Annotated in this window: 18 protein-coding genes and 7 tRNA genes; 19 read left to right on the plus strand and 6 right to left on the minus strand. The window is 62.1% G+C overall.

The genetic code is table 11. From position 1 onward, the window contains the following. Nucleotides 1–339 precede the first annotated feature (339 nt). The 5 genes from QN085_RS07450 to QN085_RS07470 all read left to right on the plus strand — a co-directional run bounded on the left by QN085_RS07450 (nucleotide 340) and on the right by QN085_RS07470 (nucleotide 3912). Nucleotides 340–975 (plus strand): TetR/AcrR family transcriptional regulator, encoded by a 636-nt coding sequence (locus QN085_RS07450; protein ID WP_013971583.1) that lies wholly within the window; start codon nucleotides 340–342, stop codon nucleotides 973–975. A 153-nt stretch (nucleotides 976–1128) separates the two neighbouring features. Beyond that, on the plus strand, nucleotides 1129–2097 hold the full coding sequence (locus QN085_RS07455) for a GTP 3',8-cyclase MoaA (RefSeq protein ID WP_023661448.1): 969 nt from the start codon (nucleotides 1129–1131) through the stop codon (nucleotides 2095–2097). Between the two features lie 66 nt (nucleotides 2098–2163). After that, complete coding sequence (locus tag QN085_RS07460) at nucleotides 2164–2769, plus strand: DUF4823 domain-containing protein (RefSeq protein ID WP_013971585.1); 606 nt, start codon at nucleotides 2164–2166, stop codon at nucleotides 2767–2769. 10 nt (nucleotides 2770–2779) lie between these two features. After that, a complete protein-coding gene (locus tag QN085_RS07465) occupies nucleotides 2780–3340 on the plus strand; it encodes a DUF1285 domain-containing protein (protein WP_023661447.1) in 561 nt (186 codons plus the stop codon). 155 nt (nucleotides 3341–3495) lie between these two features. Continuing rightward, a complete protein-coding gene (locus QN085_RS07470) occupies nucleotides 3496–3912 on the plus strand; it encodes a cupin domain-containing protein (RefSeq protein WP_013971587.1) in 417 nt (138 codons plus the stop codon). Here QN085_RS07470 and QN085_RS07475 read toward each other — a convergent pair. The 3 genes from QN085_RS07475 to QN085_RS07485 form a co-directional block, all read right to left on the minus strand. After that, on the minus strand, nucleotides 3885–5171 hold the full coding sequence (locus QN085_RS07475; RefSeq protein ID WP_023661446.1) for a cytidine/deoxycytidylate deaminase family protein: 1287 nt from the start codon (nucleotides 5169–5171) through the stop codon (nucleotides 3885–3887). The two genes, QN085_RS07470 and QN085_RS07475, sit on opposite strands and share 28 nt — an antisense overlap. A gap of 114 nt (nucleotides 5172–5285) precedes the next feature. Further along, a tRNA-Asn gene (locus QN085_RS07480) sits at nucleotides 5286–5361 on the minus strand. 62 nt (nucleotides 5362–5423) lie between these two features. Continuing rightward, nucleotides 5424–6620: an amino acid aminotransferase gene (locus QN085_RS07485; RefSeq protein WP_013971589.1), complete on the minus strand. Its 1197-nt coding sequence runs from the start codon at nucleotides 6618–6620 to the stop codon at nucleotides 5424–5426. Between the two features lie 288 nt (nucleotides 6621–6908). Between QN085_RS07485 and uvrB the strand changes: the two genes are divergently transcribed. Continuing rightward, nucleotides 6909–8924: an excinuclease ABC subunit UvrB gene (gene uvrB, locus QN085_RS07490; protein WP_013971590.1), complete on the plus strand. Its 2016-nt coding sequence runs from the start codon at nucleotides 6909–6911 to the stop codon at nucleotides 8922–8924. Between the two features lie 133 nt (nucleotides 8925–9057). Here uvrB and QN085_RS07495 read toward each other — a convergent pair whose 3' ends face one another. Together QN085_RS07495 and QN085_RS07500 are read right to left on the minus strand one after the other, a co-directional pair. Next, on the minus strand, nucleotides 9058–10608 hold the full coding sequence (locus QN085_RS07495) for an MDR family MFS transporter (RefSeq protein WP_023661890.1): 1551 nt from the start codon (nucleotides 10606–10608) through the stop codon (nucleotides 9058–9060). Continuing rightward, entirely contained in the window at nucleotides 10598–11653 is a 1056-nt protein-coding gene (locus QN085_RS07500) for an HlyD family secretion protein (RefSeq protein WP_013971592.1), read from the minus strand. The genes QN085_RS07495 and QN085_RS07500 overlap by 11 nt, the downstream gene beginning before the upstream one ends. A gap of 143 nt (nucleotides 11654–11796) precedes the next feature. Here QN085_RS07500 and gltX point away from each other — a divergent pair, with 143 nt between their 5' ends. The 13 genes from gltX to QN085_RS07565 all read left to right on the plus strand — a co-directional run bounded on the left by gltX (nucleotide 11797) and on the right by QN085_RS07565 (nucleotide 19456). After that, nucleotides 11797–13278, plus strand: coding sequence for a glutamate--tRNA ligase (gene gltX, locus QN085_RS07505; RefSeq protein WP_013971593.1), 1482 nt, complete (start codon nucleotides 11797–11799; stop codon nucleotides 13276–13278). A gap of 289 nt (nucleotides 13279–13567) precedes the next feature. Further along, nucleotides 13568–13643, plus strand: a tRNA-Ala gene (locus tag QN085_RS07510). A gap of 72 nt (nucleotides 13644–13715) precedes the next feature. Then, nucleotides 13716–13791, plus strand: a tRNA-Glu gene (locus QN085_RS07515). A gap of 53 nt (nucleotides 13792–13844) precedes the next feature. Beyond that, a tRNA-Ala gene (locus tag QN085_RS07520) sits at nucleotides 13845–13920 on the plus strand. A gap of 41 nt (nucleotides 13921–13961) precedes the next feature. Further along, nucleotides 13962–14037, plus strand: a tRNA-Glu gene (locus tag QN085_RS07525). 60 nt (nucleotides 14038–14097) lie between these two features. Then, nucleotides 14098–14173: transfer RNA gene (locus tag QN085_RS07530), tRNA-Ala, on the plus strand. Between the two features lie 42 nt (nucleotides 14174–14215). Continuing rightward, nucleotides 14216–14291, plus strand: a tRNA-Glu gene (locus tag QN085_RS07535). A 173-nt stretch (nucleotides 14292–14464) separates the two neighbouring features. Continuing rightward, nucleotides 14465–15004 (plus strand): TetR/AcrR family transcriptional regulator, encoded by a 540-nt coding sequence (locus QN085_RS07540; protein WP_013971594.1) that lies wholly within the window; start codon nucleotides 14465–14467, stop codon nucleotides 15002–15004. A 15-nt stretch (nucleotides 15005–15019) separates the two neighbouring features. Next, on the plus strand, nucleotides 15020–15853 hold the full coding sequence (locus QN085_RS07545; RefSeq protein ID WP_031324306.1) for an alpha/beta fold hydrolase: 834 nt from the start codon (nucleotides 15020–15022) through the stop codon (nucleotides 15851–15853). 252 nt (nucleotides 15854–16105) lie between these two features. After that, a complete protein-coding gene (locus tag QN085_RS07550) occupies nucleotides 16106–17056 on the plus strand; it encodes an IS110 family transposase (protein WP_013970357.1) in 951 nt (316 codons plus the stop codon). Nucleotides 17057–17320: 264 nt separating this feature from the next. Then, nucleotides 17321–17755 (plus strand): acyl-CoA thioesterase, encoded by a 435-nt coding sequence (locus tag QN085_RS07555; protein WP_013971596.1) that lies wholly within the window; start codon nucleotides 17321–17323, stop codon nucleotides 17753–17755. 51 nt (nucleotides 17756–17806) lie between these two features. Further along, nucleotides 17807–18778: a tRNA dihydrouridine synthase gene (locus QN085_RS07560; protein ID WP_023660793.1), complete on the plus strand. Its 972-nt coding sequence runs from the start codon at nucleotides 17807–17809 to the stop codon at nucleotides 18776–18778. 234 nt (nucleotides 18779–19012) lie between these two features. Then, a complete protein-coding gene (locus QN085_RS07565) occupies nucleotides 19013–19456 on the plus strand; it encodes an Hsp20 family protein (RefSeq protein WP_003260273.1) in 444 nt (147 codons plus the stop codon). Nucleotides 19457–19549: 93 nt separating this feature from the next. Here QN085_RS07565 and QN085_RS07570 read toward each other — a convergent pair whose 3' ends face one another. Beyond that, nucleotides 19550–22846, minus strand: a complete 3297-nt coding sequence (locus QN085_RS07570; RefSeq protein ID WP_023660792.1) for a PAS domain S-box protein — start codon at nucleotides 22844–22846, stop codon at nucleotides 19550–19552.

Below are 22846 nucleotides of genomic sequence, written 5' to 3' on the forward strand. Positions count from 1 at the left end.
ATTTCCCCTCGAAACACCCAAAAAAAACCCGGGTTCTGGGGGGGGAATCCGGGTTAAGACCATTAGGAGTAAAACAAAGGTACGCGGTCCCTGAGCACCTTTATCGGCGCGCCACTTGGGGGGGATGCGCCGCGCCAACACTTCAAGTATTAGTCAGCTTTGGCGCAGTGCCAGTGCATATTGATCGATTTTTAAACAAATTTGGAATACGTCCACGTTTCATTCCTCCCGCAGCGCATGGCCATAAGCATCGTGAAACACAGACATGCTTGGATGATCCGTGCAATTTCTTGCAAGTTAGGCATAATAAACCGCTTCGATTGTCATCCAGTCCTTCCTATGCAGAAAGAACCTCGTAAGGTCCGTGAGTTTCGCCGTCGCGAACAGGAAATCCTCGACACCGCGCTCAAGCTGTTTCTCGAACAGGGGGAAGACAGCGTCACCGTCGAGATGATCGCCGACGCCGTGGGCATCGGCAAAGGCACGATCTACAAGCACTTCAAGTCCAAGGCGGAGATCTACCTGCGCCTGATGCTCGACTACGAGCGCGACCTGAACGGGCTGTTGCATTCGGCCGACGTCGATCGCGACAAGGAAGCCCTGTCGCGAGCCTACTTCGAGTTCCGCATGCGCGATCCGCAGCGTTACCGGCTGTTCGACCGCCTGGAAGAAAAGGTGGTCAAGGGCAACCAGGTACCGGAAATGGTCGAACAGCTGCACAGCATACGTGCCTCCAACTTCGACCGCCTGACCCAGCTGATCAAGGGCCGTATCAGCGAAGGCAAGCTCGAAGACGTGCCGCCGTATTTCCACTATTGCGCCGCCTGGGCGCTGGTGCACGGCGCCGTGGCGCTTTACCACTCGCCGTTCTGGAGCAATGTGCTGGAGGACCAGGAAGGCTTCTTCCAGTTCCTGATGGACATTGGCGTGCGCATGGGCAACAAGCGCAAGCGCGACCCGGAACCTTCGAACTGAAGCATCCGCGTTCAGGTAATACGCAGTACCGGTAGCAGCAGCCTTGTGCTGCGAAAGGCTGCTCCTACCTATTTCGGCGATGTGCAGGGCTTGCAAAAAACTGATTTATGAGTCAGGTTTTGCCGGCCCCCATCATCCATGCCGGAGTCATTCATGATCGTCGATCGTCAAGGCAGGCGTTTTCGCAACCTGCGCGTCAGCCTGACGGCTGCCTGTAACTATGCCTGCACCTACTGCGTGCCAGACGGCAAGCGCCTGGTGGCAGCACAGGACGAACTGTCGGCGGAGGCACTGGCTCGTGGCGTGGCCTACCTGATCGAAGCCGCCGGCATCGAACGCTTGCGCATCACCGGCGGTGAGCCATTGGTCAGTCCGCGTCTGGATGCTTTCCTGGCCGCCGTGGCCAAGCTCGACCTTGACGATATCTCGATGACTACCAATGGCCAGTTGCTGGCGCGCAAGTTGCCCCAGTTGCAGGCGGCAGGTATCCGCCGATTGAACGTTTCCCTCGACACCCTCGACCCTCAGGCGTTCCGCCGTATTGCCCGGGGCGGCGACCTGGCCAGCGTGCTGGCGGGGATGGAGCGGGCCAGCGCCATGGGCATGCAGATCAAGGTGAACATGGTGCCGATGCGCGGGTACAACCTCGATCAGGTGCTGCCGCTGCTGGATTATTGCCTTGAGCGCGGCTTCGAACTGCGCTTCATCGAGCTCATGCGCATGGGCCACCTGGCGCGTGACCAAAACGTCTTTCTGCAGCAGTTCGTCGGCCTCGACCAACTGCTCGTACTGATTGCTGGCAAGCATGCCTACGTTCAGGTCGATGCTCCGCTGGACGCCACTGCCTTGCGTTATCAGGTGCCCGGCAGAGGCCACTTCGGCGTGATCGCCAACGAAAGCGTACCGTTCTGCCGCACCTGCTCGCGGCTGCGCCTGTCTTCCACGGGCTGGCTGCATGGCTGCCTGTCGTCGGGCAATCGTCATTTCGTCGGTGACCTTCTGGAAAAACCGCGCCATCAGGCGCTGCCGGCGCTGCAGCGCTTGCTGGTCAAGGCCTTGGCAGACAAGCAGGACCTGGCGTTCTCCGGCGATGTGATGGTGATGAAGGTGATTGGCGGCTGAAGCTGGCGCAAAAGCTGCATCCGCCAGCTATTCGCCGGTTTTTCGTCGCCGGCCACTGGAGGAAAGATGCGTAGCCTGGTTTTGCTGCTGGCGCTGATGGCGTTGGGCGGTTGCATGAATGTCAGCGATATGGGCGAGGGCGTCCGTTACCACATGAGCGATGCCGGTCTGCTGGACCACAGCGATACCCGTCGCACCCTGTCGATCCGCCTGCAGCCCGATTCGTTCATCTTCATCGGCCAGGGCGCGTTCGTGCCTCCGGGCAAGGGACCGGTGCCGCGGCAGAACGCGGTGGCCGAGCAGGCTTACAAGAGCTTCGTCGAATATTTCCCGCTGGTACGTCGCGCCCAAGGGCCACTGGGCCTGGAAGAGGCCATTGCCCAGGCGCGTTCGGTGGGTGCCGACTACGTGCTGTACACCCGCTTCGCGCGCACCGACGACCGTATCGGCAATGGCGACGAGTGGTATGACGAACAAGCGGTCGACCGCCTGGGCTGGGACACCGGCGTGGTGCAGATGATGCTCATCGAAACCAGCACCCGCTACCTGATCGACACTGCACGTATCAAGAGTCGTGGCGGTTTGTTGACGTTCCACGATAAAACTCCGGAGGATTTGCTAGGCGCGCCGATGCGCGAGTACGCTCGTAGCCTTCTGGGTGTGAGTGAATGAGGCAAGCGTGATGAGCGATTCCGGCAAGGCCAATGATCTTCTGGCGCAGATTCCCAAGGCCAAGGGCCTGCCGCCGGTACATCTGTGGAACCCGGACTTCTGCGGTGACATCGACATGCGCATCGCCCGTGATGGCACCTGGTATTACCTGGGAACGCCGATCGGTCGCAAGCCGATGGTGCGGCTGTTTTCCACCATCATCCGCCGCGATGGCGATGACTACTTCCTGATTACCCCGGTAGAGAAGGTGGGCATCCGCGTCGACGATGCGCCGTTCGTGGCTGTGGCGTTGGATGTGGAAGGTGAGGGTGAGCAGCAGGTGCTGCGCTTCACCAGCAATGTCGAGGACCAGGTCGAAGCCGGGCCGGCCAACCCGCTGCGCGTGGTGATCGACCCGGTCACGCAGGAGCCATCGCCGTATGTGCTGATGCGCAGCAACCTCGAGGCGCTGATTCATCGCAATGTGTTCTACCAGTTGGTAGAGCTGGCGGTGCCGCGTGAGATCGACGGGGAAGAGTGGCTTGGGGTCTGGAGCCACGGTGAGTTTTATCCGATCGGGCGTAGCAGCTGAGATATCTGGTGCCTGCACCGGCCTTTTCGCGGGCAAGCCCGCGAAGAGGACGGCACAGGCAATGATCGGCCTCTTGGTTTTTCCCCGAATTGGTCATTTGTCTCTCTGCCCCACAGGCCTAACCTGCAGGCAATTGCCATCCAGGAGAAGCCCCCATGAAACCCTTTAGCATCATCCTTCTTGCCCTGTTCGTCGCTCAAACCCCTGCCTGGGCGCACGGCGACGCTGCCGACCAAGTCAAGGTCCTGCAGCAGCAACAACCCTCGAACGCCCCCGGCAAGAGCGCCGTGATGCTCACCGTCAGCTACGCCCCCGGCCAGGCATCACCCGCGCATCAGCACCCGGGCGCAGTGATGGCCTACGTGCTGGAAGGGGCAGTGGTATCGAAGCTCGATAACGAGCCGGAGAAAACCTACAAGGCCGGTGAATATTGGTACGAAGCCCCGGGTACCGTGCACAGCGTGTCGCGCAACGCCAGTCAGAAGCAGTCAGCCAAGTTGCTGGTCTGGAGCCTGGTGGATGAAGGCAGTGCGGTCACATTGCCCTATCCGGCAGCAGGCTCGGAGCGCTGAGCCTGCCCCAGCCGGGTTGTAACTTCCTGCATCAGGTTCGGGTCCAGTACCTGGCAAGGCGCGACCTGCACGTTGCTCGTGTAGAACGGCGGCAGATTCTGCGCCAGTCGCGCAACATCCTTGGCAGTGCAGCCTGTTGGCAGCAATACATATTGCAGGCTTGAGGGGAAGGACGGCGCGGTGTGCCGTTCCATGGTGGAGCCATACGCGCCAAGGGTCATGACCGCCTCGCTGCCGGCTGGGTCCGGAAAACGGAGCAGGACGAATGTGCAGTAACGGGGGTGGGTGAGATGCTGGTGTGCTTCGTCGCGGACCTGTGGGTCGTCATGGTTCATCAGGTTCCAGCGCAGCGCGGCGTAGCTGCGAGTGGTCTCCATGAACGCAGTGCGAATGGGGGAGCGCGTTTCGTCACCGCCCAGGCAGGACAGCAGATTGCCGAATGGGTCCAGCAAGGCTACGGCGTTGCACGTATCTGCCGCGAGAGCTGTGTCGACCAATGGCGCGGCCAGTTCGATGCCGGGCAGGCGAGGATCTGCACTTTTGCTGCGCAGGCTCCATGGGCTCAAGCCCGCCAGGGCCTGGCGTACCAGGCTCCGGCTGGGTAGGGTGATCGGGTCTTTCAGGGCAGATGGCGGGAGTCCGGCGTTGCTGCTTTCGTCGTGCACGTGGTTCACGCTGGCCTCGAACAACGAACGGGTAAGGCACATCGTTGCGGCGTCGATGCGTTCGCCAGCGTAGACCGGCCCTTGCGGCGGCCCGACATAGTCGCGATCAAAAGGGTTGCCGACAGCATAGTAGCCCCACGTGGCTTGCGCGCGCAGACGAAGTGCGGCCGGCAGGCCGGGGAATTCGAAACGGCCGTCATGATTGACGCCGGCAAAGGTGTCGAGCGCACTTACGGCAACATTGAAGCCGGCAGTCAGCAAGGCACCTGCGCACATGGCGCAGGGGTCGAGCGTGGTGATGACGGTCAGTTCATGCGTGGGGGGGAGGGCAAGGCGCTGCTGGTTGTCGAAATACCAGTCGACCAGCCGGCGCTCACCATGCCCCGTTGGGTCGCGGAGCCTGAATGCGGGTTGCGCCTGGCTGGCAGAGGGCTCCAGCACGCGGTTGTGCAGGGCGATCAGTACCTTGCCAGTGGCATTTTCGATGATGCAGCCACCCACGGCGAACGTTGCTTGTCGGCTTGCCAAGAGGGCCTGGTTGGCGGCGATTGCTACCGCTTGCTGAGCGTTCTGGGTGAAATCGTTGGCTTTCATGCTTGCCTGTGCTCGTCGAGGGATCTCGGACGATACAGCAGCCGTGCGCTGGCATGAGGGGATAAGTGCAACAAAAAACCTCCAGTGCTTGCGCATCTGGAGGTTTTCAAATTTTGGCTCCGCGACCTGGACTCGAACCAGGGACCCAATGATTAACAGTCATTTGCTCTACCGACTGAGCTATCGCGGAATCTGTGCGTATCTTACTGATTGCCCAGGGGAAGTCAAGCCACCCCTAGGCAAAACAATGAGTTACAGCACCTGCACGATAGCTTTGGTCACTACGTGGATGTTGCTCTGGTTCAGCGCGGCCACGGCGATGCGGCCGGTGTCCAGCGCATAGATGCCGAACTCGTTCTTCAGGCGGGCGACCTGTTCGACGGTCAGGCCCGAGTACGAGAACATGCCAACCTGGCGGCCAACGAAGCTGAAGTCGCGGTTGGCGCCATATTCGGCCAGCAGCGAAACCATCTGCTTGCGCATGCCGTGGATGCGCTCGCGCATTTCGGCCAGCTCGGTTTCCCACATCTGGCGCAGTTCGGCGCTGTTCAGCACGGTGGCAACGATGGTTGCACCGTGGGTCGGCGGGTTGGAGTAGGTGGTGCGGATCACGCGCTTGACCTGCGACAGCACGCGGGTGCTCTCGTCCTTGGAGGCGGTGACGATCGACAGCGCACCGACGCGCTCGCCGTACAGCGAGAACGACTTGGAGAATGAGCTGGACACGAAGAACTCCAGGCCCGACTCGGCGAACAGGCGCACGGCGAAGGCGTCTTCGGCGATGCCGTCACCGAAGCCCTGGTAGGCCATGTCGAGGAATGGCACGTGGCCCTTGGCCTTGACCACTTCCAGGACGTTTTTCCAGTCGTCCAGGTTCAGGTCGACGCCGGTCGGGTTGTGGCAGCAGGCGTGCAGCACCACGATCGAGCCGGACGGCAGGTTGTTCAGGTCTTCGAGCATGCCGGCGCGGTTGACGTCGTTGGTCGGCGCGTCGTAGTAGCGGTAGTTCTGCACCGGGAAGCCGGCCGATTCGAACAGCGCACGGTGGTTTTCCCAGCTCGGGTCGCTGATGGCAACCACGGCGTTTGGCGACACACGCTTGAGGAAGTCGGCGCCAATCTTCAGTGCGCCGGTACCGCCGACGGCCTGCACAGTAACCACGCGGCCAGCGGCCAGCAGTGGCGACTCGGCGCCGAACAGCAGCTTTTGTACAGCCTGGTCGTAGGTGGCGATACCGTCGATCGGCAGGTAGCCGCGCGAGGCGTGCTGGGCGGCACGCTGGGTCTCGGCTTCGATCACGGCGCGCAGCAGCGGAATGCGGCCTTCCTCATTGCAATATACGCCCACGCCCAGGTTGACCTTGTCGGTACGTGGGTCGGCGTTGAATGCTTCGTTGAGGCCCAGAATAGGGTCGCGGGGTGCCAGCTCGACAGCGGAAAACAGGCTCATTGTTACCTTGGCTCTGATTGGAGTGTGATAGGACGTACACGCTCCAGCCCGAATGCACTGAAGCGGTGCACAAACGGGGAGTCAGTATAGTGATACCGACCGGTCACCGCGACAGTCCGGCATCGCTTTTCAGGTCATTTGCGCAAATATTTTTCGACCATTGGTCTAATTGCCGGGTCCACCGTAACAAGCGCTCACAGCTGTGCCTTGAAACTGCCCCCCGGCGGGCGCATTTGGGTATAGACTACTGGCTAAATTTACAGTTGCTGCAACACCGCGAGGTCCGTCATGTCCGAGTTCCAGCTCGTCACCCGTTTCCAGCCGGCCGGCGACCAGCCCGAGGCCATCCGCCAGATGGTCGAAGGTATCGAGGCGGGGCTGTCGCACCAGACGCTGCTCGGGGTGACTGGCTCGGGCAAGACCTTCAGCATCGCCAACGTCATTCAGCAGGTGCAGCGGCCTACCCTGGTGCTTGCGCCGAACAAGACCCTGGCCGCGCAGCTTTATGGCGAATTCAAGGCATTCTTCCCCAACAATGCGGTGGAGTACTTCGTTTCCTACTACGACTACTACCAGCCTGAAGCCTACGTACCGTCGTCCGACACCTTCATCGAGAAGGACGCTTCGATCAACGACCACATCGAGCAGATGCGCCTGTCAGCGACCAAGGCATTGCTGGAGCGGCGTGACGCGATCATCGTCACCACCGTGTCGTGCATCTACGGCCTGGGCAGCCCCGAGACCTACCTGAAAATGGTCCTGCACGTGGACCGCGGCGACAAGCTCGACCAGCGCGCGCTGCTGCGCCGCCTGGCCGACCTGCAATACACCCGCAACGAGATGGACTTTGCCCGCGCCACCTTCCGCGTGCGCGGCGATGTGATCGACATCTTCCCGGCCGAATCGGACCTCGAGGCCATCCGCGTCGAACTGTTCGATGACGAGGTGGAGAACATCGCAGCCTTCGACCCGCTGACCGGCGAGGTCTTCCGCAAACTGCCGCGTTTCACCTTCTACCCCAAGAGCCACTACGTCACCCCGCGGGAAACCCTGCTGGAGGCGGTGGAAGGCATCAAGGAAGAGCTCAAGGACCGCCTGGAGTACCTACAGAAGGCCAACAAGCTGGTCGAGGCCCAGCGCCTGGAGCAACGCACCCGCTTCGATCTGGAGATGATCCTGGAGCTGGGCTACTGCAACGGCATCGAGAACTACTCGCGCTACCTGTCCGGGCGCCCGGCCGGGGCGCCGCCGCCCACCCTGTACGACTACCTGCCGCCCGATGCGCTGCTGGTGATCGACGAATCCCACGTCAGCGTTCCGCAGGTCGGCGCCATGTACAAGGGCGACCGCTCGCGCAAGGAAACCCTGGTCGAGTACGGCTTCCGCCTGCCTTCGGCGCTGGACAACCGGCCGATGCGTTTCGACGAGTGGGAGGACGTCAGCCCGCAGACCATCTTCGTCTCCGCCACCCCGGGTCCCTATGAGGCCGAGCACGCCGGGCGCGTGGTAGAGCAGGTGGTGCGCCCCACCGGCCTGGTCGACCCACAGGTAGAAGTACGCCCGGCGCTTACCCAGGTGGATGACCTGCTGTCGGAAATCCGCAAGCGCGTGGCACAGGGCGAGCGGGTGCTGGCCACCACGTTGACCAAGCGCATGGCCGAAGACCTCACCGACTACCTGGCCGACCACGATGTGCGGGTGCGTTACCTGCACTCGGACATCGACACCGTCGAGCGGGTGGAGATCATCCGCGACTTGCGCCTGGGTACCTTCGACGTGCTGGTGGGCATCAACCTTCTGCGTGAGGGCCTGGATATGCCCGAGGTGTCGCTCGTGGCGATCCTCGATGCCGACAAGGAAGGTTTCCTGCGCTCCGAGCGCTCACTGATCCAGACCATCGGCCGTGCTGCGCGTAACCTCAATGGCCGGGCCATCCTGTATGCCGACAACATCACCGGTTCCATGCAGCGCGCCATCGACGAGACCGAGCGTCGTCGCGAGAAGCAGATCGCCTTCAACCAGGCCAATGGAATCGTGCCCAAAGGCGTGGTCAAGGACATCACCGATATCATGGAAGGCGCGACCGTGCCCGGCGCGCGCAGCAAGAAGCGCAAGGGCATGGCCAAGGCAGCGGAGGAGAGCGCCCGTTACGAGGCCGAGCTGCGCACGCCGGGCGAGATCACCAAGCGCATCAAGCAGCTGGAAGAGAAGATGATGCAGTTCGCCCGCGATCTGGAGTTCGAGGCCGCGGCGCAATTGCGCGACGAGATTGCCCAACTGCGCGAGCGGCTGATCACCAGCTGATTTCTTTACTGCCTGCACTGGCCTCTTCGCGGGTAAACCCGCTCCCACAGGATCGTTGTAATCCTTGAGCTCTGCGCAGTACCTGTGGGAGCGGGTTTACCCGCGAAGAGGCCGGCTCAGGCGACAACCCCATTCAGTGGGCCTCCCCAGCCTTCAGCCCCTCCGGCAACTTGCGGGTCAACAACACCGCCACCATGCTCACCGCCAACCCGATCCCCACAAAGTGGAACGCATCGTTATAGGCCATGATCAACGCCTGCTGGTGAGTGATCTCGCTCAACTTGCCCAGCGCCGCATTGTCATTGCCCAGCCGCTCCGCCAGTTGCGCCAATCGTTCCGCCACCTGCGGGTTGCTCGGCACCACTGCCTCCCTCAGGTAATCGAAATACACCTTGGTCCTTGCATCCAGCAGCGTGGCCAGCAGCGCAATGCCGATCGCACCGCCCAGGTTACGCAGGATATTGAACAGGCTCGACGCCGAACCCGCATCCTGCGGCTGTATATACGCCGTGGCGATCAGCGAAATGGTCACCATGATCATTGGCTGGCCGATGGCACGGATGATCTGGATATGGTTGAACTGCGGCCCTGCAAAATCCGGGTTGAGCACCCCCGAGCCGAAACTGGCGGCGCCGAACAGGCAGAACCCCAGGGCACACAACACCTTGGGCGACACCACTTTCATCAGTTGCGGCACCAACGGGATCAGGAACAGCTGCGGGATACCCATCCACATGATCACCTCGCCGATCTGCAAGGCGTTGTAGCCCTGCACCTGCGCCAGGTACAGCGGCAGCAGGTAGATCGACCCGTACAAGCCCACCCCCATGCCAAGGCTGGCGATGCTCGACAGGCCAAAGTTGCGGTTGCCGAGGATGCGCAGGTTGATCAGCGGGTGTGGCTTGGAAAACTGCAGGATGACGAAGGTGATCAGGCTGACCAGGGCGATGCTGCCCAGGCCGACGATCAGCTGCGATTCCAGCCAGTCCTTGCGGTGGCCTTCCTCCAGGAACACCTGCAGGCAGCCAAGCCCCAGGCCCAGGGTGAGGATGCCGGCGTAATCGGTGCTTTTCAGCAGTTCCCAGTGCGCGTCCTTCTTTTCCAGCCCGTACAGCAGGCCGGCGATCATCACCAGGCCCGGTGGGATATTGATGTAGAAAATGTACTCCCAGCCCCAGTTCTCGGTCAGCCAGCCGCCCAAGGTGGGGCCGATGGAGGGGGCGAAGGTGGCGGTCATGGCGAACATGGCCATGCCCTTGGCGCGGTGGTGTTCGGGCAGCTTGATCAGGGTCAGGGTGAAGGCCAGCGGGATCAGCGCACCGCCGGTAAAACCTTGCAGGGCGCGGAACAGGATCATGCTCTCCAGGTTCCAGGCCATCGAACATAACAGCGACGACAACAGGAAGCCGCCGGATACCCACACGGCCAGGCGCCGCGCCGACAGCAGCTGCACCAGCCAGGCGGTGAGCGGGATCATGATGATTTCCGCGACCAGGTAAGAGGTGGAAATCCACGAGCCTTCCTCCAGCGTCGCCGACAGTGCGCCCTGGATGTCCTTGAGCGACGAGTTGGTGATCTGGATGTCCAGCACCGCCATGAAGGCGCCGAGCATCACGCTCATTACCGCGATCCAGTCCCGCCGTGTCGGCTCCGCGGTTGGCCTGAGCAGCTGGTCACCGGCCATTGTGGCCTTCGTCTTCGCTGCGCAGGTCGACGGTGGCGGTCACCGACATGCCAGGGCGGATGCGCCCGTGCAGCGGGTTGTCAGCGCGGAAGGTCAGCTTGACCGGAATACGCTGCACCACCTTGGTGAAGTTGCCGGTGGCGTTGTCGGGCGGTAGCAGGCTGAACTGCGCGCCGGAGGCGGCGAAAAGGCTGTCGACCCGGCCTTCTATCGGTGTGTCGGGGTAGCTGTCGAACAGCAGCTCGGCACGCTGGCCGGGCTGCATGCGGCCGATCTGGGTTTCCTTGAAGTTGGCCTGCACCCAGATGTCTTCGTCCGGCACGATCGACAGCAGGTAGGCACCGGCCTGTACCACCTGGCCATTACGCGCGTTGCGCTGGCCGATACTGCCACTGATCGGTGCGCGGATTTCGCAGCGGGTCAGGTTCAGTTCGGCTTGTGCCAGGTCGGCGCGGGCGTTGGCGATCTGCGCGTCGAGGCGCTTGAGTTCGGCGGTCAATGCGTTGACTTGCTGGCGCTGGCTTTGCAGGTCGGCACGGGCCTTGTCGACCTGCGAGCCGGCGACATGGCTGTCCGCGGACAGGGTGGTGACCCGTTCTTCCGATACGAAACCTGGTTTGCGCAGCTTCTCGGCACGGCTCAGGTCCAGGCGCGAGCGGTCAAATGTAGCCTGGTTGGCCGCCACCTGGGCCTGGCCGGCGGCGATCAGGCTGGCTTGCTGCGTCAGGCGGCTTTGCGCCTGCACCTGCTCAGCTTCGCGGGTGGCCAGGGCGGCGCGGGCGCGTTGCACGGCCAGTTCGAAGTCGGCGGCCTCCAGGCGCACCAGCAGGTCGCCTTTTTTGACGTGCTGGTTGTCCTCGACCCGCACCTCGTCGATGCGTGCGCCCAACTGGCTGGAAATGCGGGTGATCTCGCCCTGTACGTAGGCGTTGTCGGTGCTTTCGTAGAAGCGGCCCTTGAAGTACCAGTGGCCCAGGAAGGCGAGGGCGATGACGGCCACCAAGGTGAAGAAGACCAGCAGGCGGCGTTTGAGTTGGGCAGGCATGAGGACTATCGTTCCAGAAATGTAAATAAATTTAACAGCGGCACATGGCCAGTCGACAAGTGACGTTCGCGCCATTGCTGGAGCCCGGTGCCTGCCTCCTGCTAACATCCCGCCTTTGTTTCATCTTTCGTTCGAGACTCTCCATGACCACCGTACGCACGCGTATCGCGCCATCGCCTACCGGCGACCCCCATGTCGGCACTGCCTACATCGCCCTGTTCAACTACTGCTTTGCCAAGCAGCACGGCGGTGAGTTCATCCTGCGCATCGAAGACACCGACCAGCTGCGCTCCACGCGCGAGTCGGAGCAGCAGATCTTCGATGCCCTGCGCTGGCTCGGCATCGAATGGAACGAAGGTCCGGACGTCGGCGGCCCGCACGGCCCTTACCGGCAGAGCGAGCGTGGCGAAATCTACGCCAGGTACGCCAAGGAGCTGGTTGACGCCGGCCATGCCTTCTACTGCTTCTGCACCGCCGAAGAGCTGGAGCAGATGCGCGCCGAGCAGCAAGCCCGTGGCGAAACCCCGCGCTACGACGGCCGCGCGCTGCTGCTGAGCGCCGAGGAAGTGCAGCGCCGCCTGGACGCTGGCGAGCCGCACGTTATCCGCATGAAAGTGCCGAGCGAAGGCGTGTGCGTGGTACCGGACATGCTGCGTGGCGATGTCGAGATCCCGTGGGACCGCATGGACATGCAGGTGCTGATGAAGAACGACGGCCTGCCGACGTACTTCCTGGCCAACGTGGTCGACGACCATCTGATGGGCATCACCCACGTGCTGCGCGGCGAAGAGTGGCTGCCATCGGCACCCAAGCTGATCAAGCTGTACGAATACTTCGGCTGGGAACAGCCCAAGCTGTGCTACATGCCGCTGCTGCGTAACCCGGACAAGTCCAAGCTGTCCAAGCGCAAGAACCCGACCTCGGTGACTTTCTACGAGCGCATGGGCTTCATGCCCGAGGCGATGCTCAACTACCTGGGCCGCATGGGCTGGTCGATGCCAGACGAGCGCGAGAAGTTCTCGCTGGCCGAGATGGTCGAGCACTTCGACCTGTCGCGTATCTCGCTGGGCGGCCCGATCTTCGACATCGAGAAGCTGTCCTGGCTGAACGGCCAGTGGCTGCGCGAACTGCCGGTCGAGGAGTTCGCCGCGCGCCTGCAGAAGTGGGCGTTCAACAGCGACTACATGATGAAGATCGCCCCACACGTGCAAGGCCGGGTGGAAACCTTCAGCCAGGTTGCCCCGCTGGGCGGGTTCTTCTTCGAAGGCGCGCTGAAGCTGGACGTCAAGCTGTTCGAAAGCAAGAAGCTGTCGGCCGACCAGGTACGCCAGGTGATCCAGCTGATCCTGTGGAAGCTCGAAAGCCTGCGTCAGTGGGAAAAAGAGCGCATCACCGGTTGCATCCAGGCGGTGGTCGAGGCGCTGGAGCTGAAGCTGCGTGATGCCATGCCGCTGATGTTTGCCGCCATTACCGGCCAGGCCAGCTCGGTTTCGGTACTGGACGCGATGGAAATCCTTGGCCCGGACCTGACCCGCTACCGCCTGCGCCAGGCCCTGGACCTGCTGGGTGGTGTGTCGAAGAAAGAAAACAAAGAGTGGGAAAAGCTGCTGGCCTCTATCGCCTGACAGTGGTCCCGAGGCCACAAGCCGAACTTGTGGGAGCGGGTTCACCCGCGAATACGATGGTGCGTTTTCCGTCGCATTCGCGGGTAAACCCGCTCCCACAGGGCTCACTGTTCGGTTTTGGCAAGGGGAGGGCGGTAAGTGATTGTTATCTGTGAAAAATTTTTTGAATATTTTGAAAAATTCGTTTGACAGCCCTGCAATCCGATCTTAATATGCGCCCCGTCCACAGCGATGAACGAAAACGAAACGCCAGGCACCCAGCCAGCGCTTCGGTTCAAAGCGACATTGTGGGGCTATAGCTCAGCTGGGAGAGCGCCTGCATGGCATGCAGGAGGTCAGCGGTTCGATCCCGCTTAGCTCCACCAAATTCCGCCTGGCAGCCAAGGCTGTCGGGCAAGACCGGGTCCAGCAACCGGGTCTTGAAGGTAAGAAGGTTCGTCCCCTTCGTCTAGTGGCCTAGGACACCGCCCTTTCACGGCGGTAACAGGGGTTCGAGTCCCCTAGGGGACGCCAGTTTTGCACAAGCGATGTTTCAGAATGTCGCTGGGCCGAGAGGCTAGAAATCCGGGGCTATAGCTCAGCTGGGAGAGCGCCTGCATGGCATGCAGGAGGTCAGCGGTTCGATCCCGCTTAGCTCCACCAATTTGCCGCGGTTCGCGAAAGCGGATCGGCACGAAGGTTACGTCCCCTTCGTCTAGTGGCCTAGGACACCGCCCTTTCACGGCGGTAACAGGGGTTCGAGTCCCCTAGGGGACGCCACTTTTCCTGCGTTTTGCAGGGCTTTAAAGGCTCGTCGATTACTGATGAGCCTTTTGTTTCGGGGCTATAGCTCAGCTGGGAGAGCGCCTGCATGGCATGCAGGAGGTCAGCGGTTCGATCCCGCTTAGCTCCACCATTTCTGCCGCGGTTCGCGTAAGCGGATCGGCACGAAGGTTACGTCCCCTTCGTCTAGTGGCCTAGGACACCGCCCTTTCACGGCGGTAACAGGGGTTCGAGTCCCCTAGGGGACGCCACGTTTACCCGCGTTTTGCGGGACTTTGAAGGCTCATTCGATTATTGAATGGGCCTTTTGTTTTTCTCCCCTAATCAAAATTTCGCGACCGACAGGCGGCTACAGATTCTGCTTGCCAAAAAATATTATGCGAATAATATTTCGATCATCATATTTTGATCGGCGAGTGGCCTGATGAGCGACAAGAAGAGCAGAACCCGCGAGCGCATTCTCGAGGCGGCGCGAAGTGCGTTGATCCAGCACGGCCCGGCCGAGCCCAGCGTCAGCCAGGTCATGGGTGCGGCAGGTCTGACCGTCGGTGGTTTCTACGCCCACTTCGACAGCAAGGACGAGTTGATGCTCGAAGCGTTCCGCCAGTTGCTGGGCGAGCGCCGCGCCTTGCTCGCACAGATCGACCCCAGCCTCGATGGTGCCGGGCGGCGGGCGTTGGCCAGTGCTTTCTATCTGTCGCGCAAGCACCGTGATGCCGAAGTGCATGCCTGCCCGCTGCCCAATTCGCTGGGCGAGATGCAGCGCCTGCCAGAGGCCTTCCGCGAGGTTCTGGCCGAGCACATCGAGTTGATGGCAGCCGCCATGGTCGACCGCCCCGAGGACGCCGACAAGGCATTGGCCGACCTGGCCCTGATGGTTGGTGGCCTGGCGCTTGCCCGTGCCCTGGGCACCAGCGAACTGTCCGATCGTATTCTGCGCGCCGCCAAATCGGCGGTGCTTTGAGCCTGGAGCATGGCGATGACTACCCTGAGCTGGATTCGTGGTGTCAATGGAACCTTGGGCCGCCTGGCCCCCGAGCATGTCGCGGGCAGGATGCGCCGTGCCTTCATGACCCCTCGCAACCTGCCGCCACGGGATTGGGAGTTGCCCGTGCTGGCCAGCGCCGAGCGCATCACTTTGCGCTTCGGCTTGTCGGCCTTGCGCTGGGGCAAGGGGCCGACCGTGCTGATGATGCACGGCTGGGAGGGGCGCCCGACCCAGTTTGCCGCGTTGATCGAAACCTTGGTCCAGGCGGGGCACACGGTGGTGTCGCTGGAGGGGCCGGGGCATGGCCGTTCGCCTGGCGAACAGGCAAATGTGGTGTTGTTTGCCCGAGCGCTGCTGGAAGCTGCCGCCGAGCTGCCGCCGCTGCGCGCGGTTATTGGCCATTCCATGGGCGGCGCCAGTGTATTGCTGGCCTTGCAGATGGGGCTGCGTACCGAGGCAGCGGTCAGCATCGCTGCCCCGGCGCGGCTATTGGGCGTACTGCGTGGCTTTGCCCATCGTCTGGGGCTGCCGGCGCGGGCGCGGGCTGCATTCATTCGTCAGGTGGAGCGGGATGTGGGCATGCAGATTGCGCGGCTGGATGTGACGGGTTACCAGTTGGAGTTGCCCGGGCTGGTGGTGCATGCCGCCGATGATGCCTTGGTCGCAGCCGATGAGGCCCGGGTTATCCACAAGGCCTGGTTCGATAGCCGCCTGATGCTGCTTGAGGCGGGTGGCCACCAGCGCGTGCTGTCCGACCCGCGCCTGAGTGAAGCGGTGCTGGAGCTGCTGGCCCGGGCTGGCGCACCAGCGCGGCAAAGTGCCTGATGATGTTGCCTGTACTGGCCTCATCGCCGGCAAGCCAGCTTGTGTCTTCAAGGTCTCTTAAACTCGAAAGGGTGAGAGCAGTGGATGGCAGACTGAAAGCCAGGTGTGCTCTAAAGCACGAGTGGGAGCCTAGTCGCCATCCACCTCTCACTCTGACCTAAGCCCGAACAGTTGAATGAGTGGCGAACTCGCAGTCACAAGCTAGGGCTAAGTCAGAGTGCTCTCACTTCTTGAGTGTAAGAGGGCTTGGCGATGATTTCCTACTTCGTTGGTCTCGACGTTTCGAAAGCGACTCTGGATGTGGGCTTTCTTCCTGAAAGTATTCCCCAGTTCCAGGTCAGGAATGACTCTGAGGGCTTTGCGCAACTGATCGCATGCCTGAACGAGCTTGAGGTCGAACGGGTCTTGCTGGAAGCCACCGGTGGCTATGAACGGGCCGTATTCAAAGCCTTGCGACTGGAGGGTTTGAACGTCGTCAGGGTCAACCCCAGGCGCTGTCGGGACTATGCGAGTGCCATGGGCAAAATTGCCAAGACTGACAAGATCGACGCCCAGATGCTGGCGCGGTTTGCCAGGGACTTCGAGGACTTGCCGCAGATAGAGCCTAATCAAGATCGGGATGAACTGGGAGAGCTCATCAAACTCCGTGGCAATCTTGTCCAGCATCGGGATGATGACAAGCGTCGGATGAAACAAACCACTTCAGCTACGGCCATTACCGTTTATACCGAGCATGTCGCTTACCTGAATGATCAGATTAAGGCCTTGGACAAGGCGATTGAGCGTGCCTCGAACGTGCTGGATCGCACGACAGCCATGCGGCTAAGGTCTGTGAAAGGGATTGGCGTCATCAGTTGTGGCACCTTCATGGCCTACCTACCTGAGCTGGGAAGCGTGACGGGGCGCGAAATTGCAGCCTTGGCTGGGTTAGCGCCGTACAACAAAGACAGCGGCAAGAAGAGTGGCCCCAGGAAGATCGAAGGCGGGCGTTACAGAGTCCGCAAGGCGGCCTACATGTCGATCTGGTCAATGATCCAGCATGTCCCAGAAGTTAGAACCCGCTATGAAGCCCTGATAGCCCGAGGCAAGCGCGCAAAAGTTGCCGCAGTGGCGTGCATGCGCGTGTTGCTGGTGCGCCTGAACGCAATGCTGCGTGACGGAACGGAGTGGAAAGAGCTCAAGCCTCAGGTACCCGCACCCTGATCACGAACGAGGATCGATTTTCTACAAATGCGGGCTTCGCCAGCGACACCGCTACGCGGTATCGAGCGAAGCCCTGCCCGAATGGCACGCTTGAAAATAAATTTCTAAAGACAGTTGCTCCCACAGGTACAGCGCAAGCCTTTGAACCAGCGCAGACCCTGTGGGAGCTGGCTTGCCGGCGATGAGGCCGGTAAATCCTCCACAAGGGCTGGACTTTTTTCTGCAGGGCCCTGCTAAATCCACTTTTGCTCCAAGGAAGCGAACATGAGCTGGGACCTGGCAACACCTTTCGTCATCGACCTGCGCGTCGGCAACGAGGATATCGACGGCCTCGGCCACGCCAACAACGCGGTCTACGTTACCTGGCTGGAGCGCTGCGCCTGGCGCCACTCCCAACGCCTGGGCCTGGACCTGGCCGAATATCGCCGACTGGACCGGGCCATGGCCGTGGTGCGCCACGAAATCGACTACCTGGCCGCTGCCTACGAGGATGACGAGTTGCAACTGGCCACCTGGATCATCAACTGGGACCAGCGCCTGCGCATGACCCGGCGCTTCCAGCTCAAGCGCCCGCGCGACGGCGTGACTTTGCTGCGCGCCCAGACCACCTTTGCCTGCATCGAGCTGTCCAGCGGCAAGCCCAAGCGCATGCCGGCGGAGTTCCTCGACGGTTACGGCCCGGCGCTGATCGGCGCCTGAAACACCGGCAATTTTTGTTAGACTGCCGGCTTTTTCCGCCGAGAACCTGACATGCAAATTGCCCTGGCCCCCATGGAGGGGCTGGTCGACAACATCCTGCGCGACGTGCTGACCCGCGTGGGCGGTATCGACTGGTGCGTCACCGAGTTCATTCGCGTGTGCGACCGCCTGCTGCCGCCTTCCTCGTTCGACAAGCTGGCGCCCGAGTTGCGCAATGGCGCACGGACCGCTGCAGGGGTACCAATGCGCGTGCAGTTGTTGGGTTCGGACCCTGTGTGCCTGGCGGAAAACGCCGCGCTGGCCTGCCAGTTGGGCGCGCCGGTGATAGACCTGAACTTCGGTTGCCCGGCCAAGACCGTGAACAAGTCGCGCGGTGGAGCGGTGCTGCTCAAGGAGCCGGAGCTGCTGCACGCCATTGTGCGTGAAGTGCGCCGTGCCGTGCCGGCACATATCCCGGTCACCTCGAAGATGCGCCTGGGTTTCGACAGCCCCGATGGCGCGCTGGAGTGTGCCACGGCGCTGGCCGAAGGCGGTTCGGCGCACCTGGTGGTGCATGCGCGGACGAAGGTCGAGGGCTACAAGCCCCCGGCCCACTGGGAGTGGGTGGCGCGGGTGCAGGATGTGGTCAAGGTGCCAGTGTTCGCCAACGGCGAGATCTGGACCGTGGATGACTGGAGGCGCTGTCGTGAGGTCAGTGGCGCCGAAGATATCATGCTGGGCCGTGGGCTGGTTTCGCGCCCCGATCTTGGGCTGCAGATTGCCGCGGCGCGTGACGGGCGGGAGTACCAGCCGATGAGCTGGGACGACCTGCTGCCGTTGCTTCGCGAGTTCTGGCGTCAGGCCCAGGCCAAGTTGTCGCCGCGCTATGCACCGGGGCGGATGAAGCAGTGGCTGGCGATGCTGACCCGCAGTTATCCCGAAGCGGTTGTGCTGTTTGCCGAATTGCGGCGGGAGGATGACTGTGCGCGGATCAGCCGGTTGCTGGGGGTTGAGGCGGTTTCCTTGGAGGCTTGTGTTGCCTGATCCGGCCCTTTCGCGGGTAAACCCGCTCCCACAGGTTCGGCGCAGGTTTTGGAATGTGTGAGCTCCCTGTGGGAGCGGGTTTACCCGCGAAGAGGCCGTCAAGCCCAACGCAGGAATCCAGATTTTTTCTGCTCCCCCCTTGAAAGCATTACCCCCGGCCATATCTCTTGAGTACGCGATGCCGAAGTCGGGTCGCGTAATGACTTACTTGCTGAATCTCAGGAGTTCATGACCATGACTACCGCTTTCTCTCTCGCTCCACTGTTCCGCCATTCCGTTGGTTTCGACCGTTTCAACGACCTGTTCGAATCCGCGGCACGTAACGAGGCCGGTAGCAGCTACCCGCCCTACAATGTGGAAAAGCATGGCGATGACCACTACCGTATCGTGGTTGCTGCAGCCGGTTTCCAGGAAGAGGACCTCGACCTGCAGGTTGAAAAAGGTGTCCTGACCGTGACCGGTGGCAAGCGCGACAATGGCCCTGCTGAAGTGACCTACCTGCATCAGGGTATCGCGCAACGCGCCTTCAAGCTGTCGTTCCGCCTGGCCGACCATATCGAAGTCAAGGCCGCCGGCCTGGCCAATGGCCTGCTCAGCATCGACCTGCTGCGCATCGTGCCTGAAGAGGCCAAGGCCAAGCGCATTCCGATCAACGGCGACAAGCCAGCGCTGAACTGATCGTGTAGATGTGAAAAAGGGCACCCCCAGGGGTGCCCTTTTTATTGTGATCGCCTGAAGGCCGCTCCCACAGGAATCGCATCTGCATCGGTTTCAGTAATCCGCCGGCGCCTCCAGCAACATCTGCCGGAATTCCGGCAACGGCAGCGGTCGGCTGTGCAAGTACCCCTGGTACAGGTGGCACCCCAGCCGTTCAAGGAACTCCAGCTGTTCGGTCAGCTCCACCCCTTCGGCAATCACCGTCAGATCCAGGCTGCGAGCCATGGCGACGATGGCGCGGACGATTTCGGCGTCGTTGGGGTCTTCCGGCGCATCGCGCACGAAGGTCTGGTCGATCTTCAGCGCATCCACTGGCAGGCGTTTCAGGTAGGTCAGCGAGGAATAACCGGTGCCGAAGTCATCCATGGCAAAGCTCACCCCGTAGCGCTTCAGCTCGCGCATCTTGCTGATGGTGTCCTCCAGGTTCTGGATGACGATGCCTTCGGTAATTTCCAGCGTCAGCATTCGCCGTGGCAGGCGGTAATCGTCCAGGCTGCGCAGCACCCGCCCGACAAAGTCGTTCTGGCGGAACTGCCGTGGGCTGATGTTCACGCACAAGCTGAAATCATCGGCGTCGATCAGCCCGTCGCCGAGCATGCGTGCGCAGGCATCGCAAGCTTCGTCGAGTATCCAGCTGCCAACCTCCAGGATCAGGCCGCTTTCTTCCAGCACCTGAATGAATTGCGCCGGTGGCTGCTGACCCAGTTGCGGATGATGCCAGCGCAGCAGCACCTCGGCACCCACGATGCGGTTGTCGCGCGCATCCACCTGTGGCTGGAAGTGCAGCGCCAACTCGCCGCGGGCCAGGGCCAGGCGCAGGTCGTTTTCCATGCGCAGGCGCTCGCTGGCAGCCTTCTGCATGGTGGTATGGAACAGCTGGGTGGTGTTGCGCCCGGAATCCTTGGCACGGTACAGGGCGATATCGGCACGCTTGAGCAGGTCGGCCGGGGTGGCGCCGTGGTCAGGGATCAGCGCCACGCCGATGCTGGGTGTTACTTGCAGGCGCTGGCCATCCAGCGACATCGGCTCGGCCAGCAGTTCGCGCAGGGTATCGGCCAGCCCGCGGACTTTCTCTTCGACCAGCTCGCGGCTGCCTTCCAGGCCGCTGAGCAATACCACGAACTCATCGCCACCCAGGCGCGCCACGGTGTCTTCCAGGCGCACACTGGCTTCCAGCCGCGCTGTGATGATCTTCAGCACCGTGTCGCCCACCGGGTGGCCCAGCGAGTCGTTGATGTGCTTGAAGTGGTCGAGGTCGAGGAACAGCAGGGCGCCGCGAAGGTTGTGGCGCCTGAGCAGGGCGATCTGCTGGCTCAGGCGGTCCATCAGCAGGGCGCGGTTGGGCAGGTTGGTCAGCGGGTCGTGGTAGGCCAGGTGGCGAATCTGTGCCTGGGCGTTTTTCAGCTGGCTGACATCGCGGGCGGTCACCAGCAGGCAGTCCACCTCATTGAGGGTGATCGGCTCCACCGACACTTCCACGGTGAGGATGTCGCCGCGCTTGTTGCGCCCGAGCATCTCGCGATGATGCACCCGGCCACGCTCGCGCAACTCGGCCAGCAGGGCGCTGCGCTGCTTGTCGTCGGCCCAGATGCCGATCTCGTACACCGTGCGGCCGACCACGTCGGCGGCGTTGTAGCCGGTCAGGCGGCAGAAACCGTCGTTGATTTCCAGGTAGCGACCGCTGTAGCGTTCGGTGATGGTGATGGCGTCAGGGCTGGAGTGGAAGGCCTTGGCAAACTTCTCCTCGCTGGACTTCAGCGCCGCCTCGGCGCGCTGCTGCTGGGTGATGTCACGCAGGGTGGTAACACTGCAAGGCTGGTCATCGACGGTGATCAGGCGGCTGGAAATCACGCAGGTCAGCGGTGCCCCATTGCGGTGGTTGACCACTACGGCGACGTTGCTAAGGGCCTGTTCGCGGATTACCCGCTCTATGCGTTGCGCGCGCTCGATGGACTCCGCCCACAGGCCGATTTCCTCGGCGGTGCGGCCGATCACCTGCTCGGTGCTCCAGCCGAAGGTCTGGGTGAACGCCGGATTGATCTCGATGAACTGCCCGGTGTCCTGGCGGGTGACACAGATTGGGTCGGGGCTTACCTGGAACAGGCTGGCGAACTTCTCTTCCGAAGCGCTCAGGCGCTGTTCGCGCTCCACCTGGTCGGTGATGTCGAGCAAAGTGCCAGCCATGCGCAGCGGGTTGCCCTGCTCGTCGCGGTACAGCCGGGCGCGGCTTTCGATGTAGCGCGAAATGCCGTTTTCCAGCTGTACCCGGTAGGTGATCTGGTAGTTGCCGGCAGGTCCTTCGCGCAGGCTACGGTAGGCCTGGCGCATCGAATTGCGCTCTTGCTCCGGGACCCCTTCGAAAAACGCGTCGAACGATTCGTGAAACGGGATGGGCGGCAGGCCGTGCAGCTGTGCGGCGCGCGCCGAACCGTACAGCATGCCGCTGGGAATATGCCAGTCCCAGGTGCCCAGCTGTGCCGAATCCAGGGCCAGGTCCAGGCGCTCCTGGCTGTCCTTCAAGGCCTGCTCGGCACGTTTGCGCTCGGTGGTGTCGATAAAGGTGCTGAGCAGGAAGGTTCCGCCCTCCAGTTCGATGCCCTGGGTACAGAGGATGCCGTCATGCACCTTGCCGCTGGTAGCGCGGAACTGTACTTCCATTATCAAAGGCCCAGTGTTGCCACGGGTCGACTCCAGCAACTGGTGGCGCTGTTCGGGGTTTGCCCACAGGCCAAGCTCCAGGCTGGTCTTGCCGATCACCTGGCTACCGGGCCAGCCGAACATGTCTTCGAAGTGCTGGTTGACCTCGAAGATCATGCCGTCGTGGCGTCGGGTGAGCAAAATGGCATTGGGGCTGAGGTGGAACAGGGTAGCGAAGCGTTTTTCCGAATTGATCAACGCCGTTTCCCGCTCGCGCTGGCGGGTGATTTCACGGATCACCCCGATCATCTGCGGCCGGCCGTTCGGGTCGTGGGTCAGGCTGCCGTTGATCTCCAGCCAGTGCAGGCTGCCGTCCGGCCAGCGGATACGGTGGCGCATGGCCTGTTCCACCGGTTCGCCGTTGAACACTGCCTGGAACACCTGGCGTGTGCGCGCACGGTCTTCCTCCGGCAGCAGGTCGAGGTAGTCGATATCCGCGGGGAGCGGGCGCTGCGGGTCGAAGCCGAACAGGGCCTGGGTGCCCCGTGACCAGCTCACCCGGCCGCTGTCGATATCCCATAGCCAGGCACCCAGCCGCGCGCCGTTGAGTGCGGCCAGCAACTGTGGGGCGTTCTGCCAGGCCTGTTCCGACTCCTGAGGGTCGGCCGCTGGTATGCGCGGCAGGCGCAAAAAGCGATTCGCTGATTTGGGCAT

It is taken from the genome of Pseudomonas sp. M2(2023), assembly GCF_030263955.1.
Classification (GTDB): Bacteria; Pseudomonadota; Gammaproteobacteria; order Pseudomonadales; family Pseudomonadaceae; genus Aquipseudomonas; species Aquipseudomonas asiatica.

Excerpts from the sequence above, each read along its gene's own strand:
- QN085_RS07485 (WP_013971589.1), bottom strand. The coding sequence starts at position 6,620 with ATGAGCCTGTTTTCCGCTGTCGAGCTGGCACCCCGCGACCCTATTCTG.
- QN085_RS07500 (WP_013971592.1), bottom strand. The coding sequence starts at position 11,653 with ATGCCTGCCCAACTCAAACGCCGCCTGCTGGTCTTCTTCACCTTGGTG.
- QN085_RS07470 (WP_013971587.1), top strand. The coding sequence starts at position 3,496 with ATGAAACCCTTTAGCATCATCCTTCTTGCCCTGTTCGTCGCTCAAACC.
- QN085_RS07550 (WP_013970357.1), top strand. The coding sequence starts at position 16,106 with ATGATTTCCTACTTCGTTGGTCTCGACGTTTCGAAAGCGACTCTGGAT.
- QN085_RS07495 (WP_023661890.1), bottom strand. The coding sequence starts at position 10,608 with ATGGCCGGTGACCAGCTGCTCAGGCCAACCGCGGAGCCGACACGGCGG.
- QN085_RS07570 (WP_023660792.1), bottom strand. The coding sequence starts at position 22,846 with ATGCCCAAATCAGCGAATCGCTTTTTGCGCCTGCCGCGCATACCAGCG.
- QN085_RS07450 (WP_013971583.1), top strand. The coding sequence starts at position 340 with ATGCAGAAAGAACCTCGTAAGGTCCGTGAGTTTCGCCGTCGCGAACAG.
- QN085_RS07555 (WP_013971596.1), top strand. The coding sequence starts at position 17,321 with ATGAGCTGGGACCTGGCAACACCTTTCGTCATCGACCTGCGCGTCGGC.
- QN085_RS07455 (WP_023661448.1), top strand. The coding sequence starts at position 1,129 with ATGATCGTCGATCGTCAAGGCAGGCGTTTTCGCAACCTGCGCGTCAGC.
- QN085_RS07475 (WP_023661446.1), bottom strand. The coding sequence starts at position 5,171 with ATGAAAGCCAACGATTTCACCCAGAACGCTCAGCAAGCGGTAGCAATC.
- QN085_RS07460 (WP_013971585.1), top strand. The coding sequence starts at position 2,164 with ATGCGTAGCCTGGTTTTGCTGCTGGCGCTGATGGCGTTGGGCGGTTGC.
- QN085_RS07465 (WP_023661447.1), top strand. The coding sequence starts at position 2,780 with ATGAGCGATTCCGGCAAGGCCAATGATCTTCTGGCGCAGATTCCCAAG.
- gltX (WP_013971593.1), top strand. The coding sequence starts at position 11,797 with ATGACCACCGTACGCACGCGTATCGCGCCATCGCCTACCGGCGACCCC.
- QN085_RS07565 (WP_003260273.1), top strand. The coding sequence starts at position 19,013 with ATGACTACCGCTTTCTCTCTCGCTCCACTGTTCCGCCATTCCGTTGGT.
- QN085_RS07545 (WP_031324306.1), top strand. The coding sequence starts at position 15,020 with ATGACTACCCTGAGCTGGATTCGTGGTGTCAATGGAACCTTGGGCCGC.
- uvrB (WP_013971590.1), top strand. The coding sequence starts at position 6,909 with ATGTCCGAGTTCCAGCTCGTCACCCGTTTCCAGCCGGCCGGCGACCAG.
- QN085_RS07540 (WP_013971594.1), top strand. The coding sequence starts at position 14,465 with ATGAGCGACAAGAAGAGCAGAACCCGCGAGCGCATTCTCGAGGCGGCG.
- QN085_RS07560 (WP_023660793.1), top strand. The coding sequence starts at position 17,807 with ATGCAAATTGCCCTGGCCCCCATGGAGGGGCTGGTCGACAACATCCTG.